The 8,149-nt window shown below is 56.5% G+C and carries 4 protein-coding genes; 2 read left to right on the top strand and 2 right to left on the bottom strand.

What is annotated here, in order from left to right; translation table 11 throughout:
- The first annotated feature begins 70 nt into the window (after positions 1-70).
- Both F0319_RS17760 and F0319_RS17765 read left to right on the top strand, forming a co-directional pair.
- Entirely contained in the window at positions 71-1,840 is a 1,770-nt protein-coding gene (locus F0319_RS17760) for an ABC transporter permease (protein WP_149367474.1), read from the top strand.
- Complete coding sequence (locus F0319_RS17765; protein WP_023326018.1) at positions 1,833-2,903, top strand: ABC transporter ATP-binding protein; 1,071 nt, start codon at positions 1,833-1,835, stop codon at positions 2,901-2,903. The genes F0319_RS17760 and F0319_RS17765 overlap by 8 nt, the downstream gene beginning before the upstream one ends.
- A 210-nt stretch (positions 2,904-3,113) precedes the next feature.
- Here F0319_RS17765 and F0319_RS17770 read toward each other — a convergent pair whose 3' ends face one another.
- Both F0319_RS17770 and F0319_RS17775 read right to left on the bottom strand, forming a co-directional pair.
- Positions 3,114-3,566, bottom strand: a complete 453-nt coding sequence (locus F0319_RS17770) for a hypothetical protein (RefSeq protein ID WP_136195108.1) — start codon at positions 3,564-3,566, stop codon at positions 3,114-3,116.
- Positions 3,566-8,149 (bottom strand): hemagglutinin repeat-containing protein (locus tag F0319_RS17775; protein ID WP_188035110.1); only part of this gene is annotated, 4,584 nt, incomplete at its 5' end. The genes F0319_RS17775 and F0319_RS17770, both read right to left, overlap by 1 nt.

Below are 8,149 nucleotides of genomic sequence, written 5' to 3' on the forward strand. Positions count from 1 at the left end.
GCGGCGCAGGCCGCCGCGCTCCCTTATCGACTGAGTTCGTTTTTCTGGGCCGCAACACCAGGGATACCCCATGAATACATTACGCAGAAAGTGGCAAAGCCTGCCGCGAGGCATCGTCGTGCTGATAACCGCCCTGGTTATCTACACCCCGCTGTCGTTTATCGTGATACAGAGCTTCCTGTCCGCCCCGTTCTTTTCGCCGTCAAAAGAGTGGAGCTTTGAATCATTTGAATTTATTTTCACCGACCCTGATTTTTATAAGGCCCTGAAAAGCGGCTTTATTCTTGCTTTCGGGCTGGTCTTTATCTCCATCCCGCTGGGCGGCGTGCTGGCGTTTCTGATGGTGCGTACCGACCTGCCCGGTCGCCGGTTGATTGAGCCGCTGATCCTGGTCCCGATCTTCGTTTCACCGATGGTGCTGGGCTTCGGCTACGTGGTGGCCGCCGGTCCGGTGGGCTTTCTCTCCCAGTGGGCTCAGGCGCTGATTGGCTTTGTGCCGTGGAACATCTACGACATGTCGAGCATTGTGGTCATCGCCGGCCTGACGCACGTCCCGCACGCCTATCTGTATATCTCGTCAGCGCTGCGCAGCGTGGGCTCCGACGTGGAAGAAGCCGCGCGCACCGCGGGCGCGTCGCCCTGGCAGGTGATGACCTCCGTCAGCCTGCCGATGGTGCGCCCGTCCATTCTGTACGCCACCGTGCTGCTGTTCTTCCTGGGGCTGGAAGTGTTTGGCCTGATGCTGGTCCTCGGCGACCCGGAAGGCAACATGGTGCTGGCGACCTATCTCTATAAGCTGACGAACAAGATGGGCACCCCATCCTATAACCTGATGGCGGCGGTTGCCGTGGTGCTGATCTGCATCACCATCCCGCTGGTGATGCTCCAGCGTCGCCTGATGCGCACCGCCAACCGCTTCGTCACCATGAAGGGCAAGGCCTCGCAGGCCCGCGCGCTACCGCTGGGTAAATGGCGCTGGGTGGCTGGCGCGGTGATTGCCTTCTGGCTCACCGTCACTATCGGCGTTCCGCTGCTCGGCGTGGTGCTGCGCGCGTTTATCTCCAACTGGGGCGTGGGCGTTTCGCTGTGGGACGAGCTTTCTCTGAACACCTTCCGCACCATCTGGGCGCAGCCCAACCTGCTGCGCGCCATCGTTAACTCCATGGCGATTGGCGTGATTGGCGGCGCGCTGGCCGTGGCGTGCTACCTGTTTGTCGGCATTGCCATGCACCGCAAGCCGGACAACACCACGCGTTTCCTGGACTACAGCGTGCTGGTGCCGCGCGCCGTGCCTGGCCTGCTGGCGGGTCTGGCGTTCCTGTGGGTGTTCCTGTTCCTGCCGATGTGGCTGGATAACTCGCTGAAATCCGGCTGGCTTTCCGGGTTCGCCTGGACCGACTGGATGCGTGAAAACGTCATCGTCTGGCTGCGTTCGCTGCGCAGCACCATTTTCAGCGTCTGGCTGGCCTATACCGTGGTGTGGATGGCTTACGGGCTGAGGCTTATCTCTTCCACGCTGCTGCAGGTAGGGCCGGAGCTTGAAGAGGCGGCGCGCAGTACCGGGGCGACGCGCGGGCAGATCACCCGCCACGTCACCATCCCGCTCTCCCGCTACGGTCTTATCGGTTCGTGGCTGCTGATGTTCCTGATCTTTGAGCGCGAATACTCAACGGGTGTGTACCTGCTTTCACCCGGCACGGAGACCATCGGCTCGATGCTGGTTTCCCTCTGGGCCGCGGGTGCCATTGATATCGTGGCGGCGCTCTCTTTCATTAACATCCTGCTGGTCGTGGTAGGTCTGGGCATTGCCCTTCGTTTCGGAGTGAAAATACATGATTGAATTAGCGGTTGACGATCTGCACTTAACCTACGGCGACAATCCTGTTTTAAAAGGTGTCTCCATGAACCTGAAGCGCGGCGAAGTGGTCTCCCTGTTAGGCCCCTCCGGCAGCGGCAAAACCACCCTGCTCCGCGCAGTCGCGGGTCTGGAAAAACCGACCCAGGGGTCGATTGTGATTGGCAACAATAAAGTTTACGACGGCACGCCGCGCAGCGAGGTCCCGGCGGAAGAGCGTAACCTGGGGCTGGTGTTCCAGTCCTATGCCCTGTGGCCGCACAAAACCGTGTTTGAGAACGTGGCCTATCCGCTCAAGCTGCGCAAAGTCCCGGCCAAAGAGATCCAGCAGCGCGTGCAGGACGTGCTGGACCAGCTTGGTCTGGGCCATCTTGGCAAACGGCACCCGCACCAGCTCTCCGGTGGCCAGCAGCAGCGCGTGGCGATCGGCCGTGCGCTGGTGTACAACCCGCCGGTGATTTTGCTGGACGAACCGCTTTCCAACCTCGACGCCAAGCTGCGCGAAGAGGCCCGCGTGTTCCTGCGCGAGCTGATTATCAAGCTCGGGTTATCCGCGCTGATGGTGACGCACGACCAGAACGAAGCTATGTCCATATCCGACCGCATCCTGCTGCTCAACAACGGCAAAATTGAGCAACAGGGCACGCCGCAGGAGATGTACGGCTCGCCGAAAACGCTGTTTACCGCCGAGTTTATGGGCAGCAACAACCGCCTGCACGGCAAGGTCACCGAAGTGCGCGACGGCAGAGCGCGTATCGAAGGCAAAGGCTGGGTGCTGTGGGGTCAGGCCGGTGAAGGGGTGCAGAGCGGTGATGAAGCCACGGCGGTGATCCGCGTCGAGCGCGTGGCGGTAGTCGAGGGGCCAGGGGAAAATCAGCTTGAGCTGCCGCTGCTTACCAGCATGTATCTCGGCGACCGCTGGGAATACCTGTTCCGCACGGTGGGAGATGATTTTGTCATTCGTGCGTATGGGCATGAGGTTCGGGATCCGCAGCACTGCCATCTTTCGCTGCCGGAGAAGCATGTTTGGGTGTTCCCGAAAGGGTGATGAGTCAATAATTAATCTGCCATGGCCCGGTAGCGATTCGCTTACCGGGTCTACAAAACAAAGAAATGCGCAGATGCCAGGATAGATGGCGCTAGCCATTATTGTTAAGGCATTCGGACTAAAATAGCCACCTGACACTTTTTTCCGTCCGTACTTATAACGGTTTAAGACTTCATATCAAAATGTTATTACAGAGCATATAAAGAAAATTTATGCGCCATATCCAGCATTTTTGAAAACTAATTGAACATGCTCCGTCAGTCCAACAAGATCTTCATAGGCGATTGGGCCAAAATCAGGATAATGGTTTTCAATATACTCGTTAACATCTTCCATACCTTCACTCGCTCTGAGATTTTTAACAAATGTAGGCAAAATACGATGATTAACACCAGTACCATACTCTTTCGGATGATGGGTCATACACCACTCAACTTTACCTTTATACGATTGAATCGCATCTTCCAGTAAGGTGATAACTTCTGGAACCTCTTTTTCAAAACGAAAACTGGTATAAGGAGGGTACTTAGAGCGATCAATTTTTTCAAAATGGTCATTTATCCATTCATCTTCAATACGGCTCTGATAATGTAACCACTCCAGTTTTCCAAGAGAACCAATGAAGTCCAACAAGATTGTTTCTTTCTTACCTATCGGAAACATTATTTTAACCCCTGTAATTTATCAGAGATCGTAACACTTCCCTGATTTATAGATTTGATATGTTTTTCCCAATCTCCCTTAGGAATCGGTTTTAAGGACACTCTTGGATCGTAAACATACTGACCATCGGTATAAACCTGATGGAAAGCTTGTTCATGTACAATTTTTCCATTTTCATACACATTTAAGTTGTACGGAGTCGTCGGCCTTGCTTCAATAATTTTTCCGTGCCCGCCAGCTGCATCGAGAAGCTTAGGTGCGATATCTGAGCAATCCGTACAATCTGTATTGCCTATCCAGGCAATAAACTTAGGTTCGTTCATTTTTTCAATAACACTCTGATTGGCTGGATAACCGGGATTTTCAGGGCGAACATTTTCAAGGCCGGGGATCTTCTCGTTCTGATAGAAAAGATCATCCAGTGAAGGAGAATCCGGAACAGGCGTAGTTGTCGTCCAGCCATTATTGTTTGACGCTCCATCACCGTTGGTATTACCAGTATGATTTATCCCTCCGGTTGCTACACTATTATTCCCTGTGTTGGAGGGCGTATTTCCGGTTACAGTCTGGTCTCCACCAGTATTTGATGGTCCCGGGTTGATGACCTGCGTACCACCAGTACTGGTGATTGTCTTACCTGTCAGGGACTCATAGGCCGCTTTCTGAGCATCATTTAACTGACTGAGCTGGGAAGGATCATTGAGCGAGGCCACATAGATCAGATGCAACTGCTCATCTTGTGACAATGTATCCATTGCTGATGTGGATGCACCAATCCCAAGTAAAGCACCCAGACCACTGGCAACCAGGCGATCACGGCAAGCAGAAATTTTCAGACATCCCTGTGCAGCCAGTTTACCGCCCTGTATAACGACACCCAGCGAGTTATTCTCAACCTCCACCTTCGCCGTTTCTGACGCCGTCGCCGCCATGGAGACGCTGCCATCCGTCACCGCAGCGCCCGCCAGACCACCCGCGATACTCACGAGGCTACTGACCAGCCGTTTTTCCTCTGGCGTCAGGTCACTGGATTTTTTATCTCCATACAGCGCACTGACCAGATGGTCGGTCATCGCCGAGGCCGTAATGGCTCCTATGGCGCCGGCCTTCAGGCCATCAGCACTGCTCCCGCCACTCAGCTGCGTCAGCGCCGCCGCCACAATACCGTGCAGCGCGGCACGGGCTGTCGGGTCTTTCTGCTCCTTGACCAGGGTCGCCAGAAGGGGGGCTGCACCCGCTGCCGCGCCTGCCTTAAGGTTACCGCCAAGCGCACCTGCCAGTAATCCCGCCGCTGCGCTACCCTTCGTCCAGAAGGCACTCCCCGGACCGTACTCGGTATTCTGATATCCGGGCTGCGTCTTCAGGAACGCTTCCTGCTCCTGCGGGGTATCGCCCTGCAGTTTTCCTTCTGACGCCAGCTTCGCGCCCAGCGCCGCATTGGATTCCCGCGCTTTCTGCTCCGCATACTTGCCGTAAGCATCCAGCGCAGAGGTGGCCAGCGCCGAGCCTTCGCTCTGGACCGCCAGGTTATCCCTGACCTTTTGCACATCACCGCTCACGTCCACGCCGTGGTGGGCGTCAGCCGTATCACGGCTCAGGTCAGCAATATCCTGTTTCTGTCCCGCCGGGTTGCGAATGACAATGCTACCGCCACTCACCGCTGATGAGGTCGTGCCTGTGTGGCTCTCTTCTGCCTGGCCCGTACCGATGGCTGGTGCCAGGTTGCGGTTTTCACCGTTTCCGCTGCCGCCCGCGCTGCCGGAAAGCGCCACCGTGTAGCCGTTGCCGCTGGTCTGGCTCTCGTTGTGGAGATTACTGAAACCCAGCGTACCCGTGTCGAGGCTATTTTTATCTGCAGACGCCGTGGATGCAATCACCGCGCCGTCAAGCTGGGTATGATTTCCGGTGGTGACGGCAAAGCCGCCCTTGCCTGCGAATATCCCGCTCTGTTCAGCAACGCTCTTACCATTTTGGGTGATATTCTCACCCGATGCACTGACGCTACCGGAAGAGGCACCATAACACAGTGGCGGTATGCACAGACTAAGGGACGCGCCTGACGAAGACTGCTTGCTGTCATAACTGGCCGTATCCTGCACGCTGCTGATGGTGAGATCGCGTCCGGTGTTGACCACTACACGGTTACCTTCCAGCTCCGCACCTTTCAGGATGGTGTCGCGTCCGCTGTTCACCGTAAGCTGTTCATCAGCATGGACAACGCTGTTCGTATTGCGCTGCGACTGGCTGTTTTCCTTACCCTTATGCTGTGACGCTCCCAGCTCCACCGAGATGCCGTTTTGCGCACCAATCAGGCTCACACCGACACCGACGCTGAACTGGCTGCCGCTGTTTTTACTCTCAGAGTGGGTTGTGTTCTGGGAGGAAGACAGCAGAATATCCCGCCCCGCATCCAGCGCCACGTGTTTACCCGCGATCTGTACCCCCATACCGGCAATGTCATTTCCGGCACGAACAGAGACATTCTCGCCGGCATTAATGGTGGTGCCCTGCGTGTCGGTACTGTGGTAATGACTGTCCTGAGAGGACGTCCCCACCGTTAAAGACACTTTAGCCTTGATGAGCGACGAGTCCGACATAGCGCCCTGCGCCGCGGTTGCCGCCGACTGACCTGTTCTGATGGCGGTCAGCCGTGGATCATCGCCGTTTTCTGCGCTGCGGGCTGCCGTCTCAGCGGCTTTTGCAGCCTCAACTGCCCAGCCGCCAGCAGATGCCGTCACACCATACTGGGCGCTGCTGCTGTGGTTTTCACCGTCACGGGTATCCCGGCTCACCCCCATGAGGATATTTTCGCCACTGAGTGAGACCGATTTACCGGCACGGATATCCGTACCTGACAGGGAGAGATCGTTACCGGCCTGCGCGACAACGTTACCGTTTTTGCTGCTTAGCTGGCTGCGCAATCCGTTTTCGAGGCTGCTATCTTCCCGACTGCTGTTTTTTTCATGGCGGTAGCCTGCCGTGGCGCTGTAACCATCGCCTCCCAGCGTTCCCAGCAATTTGCTGCTGCCGTTGCTCTCACTGCGCGATGTATCGCGTCCGGCAGAAACGGAGATATCCCCATTTGTGGCTGACAGCAGAAGATCGTCCATGGCGTTCATCAGGCTGCCGCTGATATTCACGCTGCCGTCACGACTGTTAACGTAAATATCTGAGCCCTGAATAACCGACGCGTTTTGTGTGGTCCGGGTGCCGCTACTGTTGCTCTCCGCCTTGCTCATCCCGCCCGGGAGAAGCTGATTGCCGTGGGAACCCCCACCCAAGATGGCGCGAACAGCACTTCCGGCGCTCAGGGCGCTCGAGAGATTCCAGCCGCTATTTTTAGTGCTGTTGCTGTATTTTTCGCTGTCTGTGGATGTGGTGATATCAACGTCACGTTTCGCATCGAGGATCACCGTTTCACCGGCCTTAGCCTGGCTCCCGGCAATCAGTATATTGCCGCTGTTGCTGCCTCCCTGTTTACCGGTGGCAGTCATCTGGATATTGCCTGCGGCGGCAAGATGGCTGCCGCTGTTAAACTCGCCCTCGTAGTGCGACTCAGAGGAAGACCGGGTGCGTCCTGCGGAAATGGCCATCATCTGCCCTGGTCCGTCAAGCGCGAGCGCACCGCCTTCGGCCCCCAGCCCCTTCACTTTATCGACGGTGCTGTTGCCACTATTGCCCTTACCGCGCACGATATCGCGCACGTTACGCACAGTGTCTTCAAATGGCGCTTTCACACTGACGGTGACGCCAGACGATTTGGACTCCTGCTTCATGGACTCAGTGGCCGTATCCCGTCCAGGAAGGATGGCGATGCTGTCGCCAGTGATATCGATATGGCCGGTTTTGCGGGAGGAATCATCCTTCGCTCTTCCGGCAACCACGTCTGCCGCGCTCAACTGGACGTCATTTCCGGCGCTGATAATGACATTACCGCCAGCAGTGCCCACCGTGCTGCGGGCATCGCTCTGCGTCGTATTTGCCCCCTGTCGGGTGCTTTTTGAAGACTGTGACCCGATGGTGATACCCAATCCTGACCCGCTGGAGAAAACGCCGGATTTCTTCGTCTTCTTCATGTCGTAGAACGTGTCGGTGTTGGTTGCTGCCTCCACGGTCAGATTATTTCCAGCCTTCAGAGCCACATCACGCTCAGCGGCAACTGACGAGCCCTGCACCGTCAGGTTGTTACCAGCCCGGAGAGCAACGTTGTCACCGGAAAGCTGCGTACCTTTCTCACGCGTATGCGTTTCTTCGTGGATGGTGTGAGTGGTTTTCTTGCTGAGGAACCCACCGGATGTCTTTTTCTTCTCCCGGTACGCATAGTCACTTTCCGTCGCAGTGGAAAGGGTGATATCCCGCCCGGCGGCCACGGCTGTATCGCCTGCGGCATAGACATCTGCTGCCTGTGCCGTCACATCCCGTCCGGCGACAACGGTCACATTCCCGCCCGCAGTGATGTCGGTTCCCGACTGGCGAACCGACTCGTTAATCACTTTTTTATTGCCCGACCTATAGCTGTCGCCCTGCGTGGTCTCTTCTGCAGCCAGATTCACGTCGCGACCCGCCTGCAGTCCGACGCTTTT

This window comes from Enterobacter vonholyi, from assembly GCF_008364555.1.
Classification (GTDB): domain Bacteria; phylum Pseudomonadota; class Gammaproteobacteria; order Enterobacterales; family Enterobacteriaceae; genus Enterobacter; species Enterobacter vonholyi.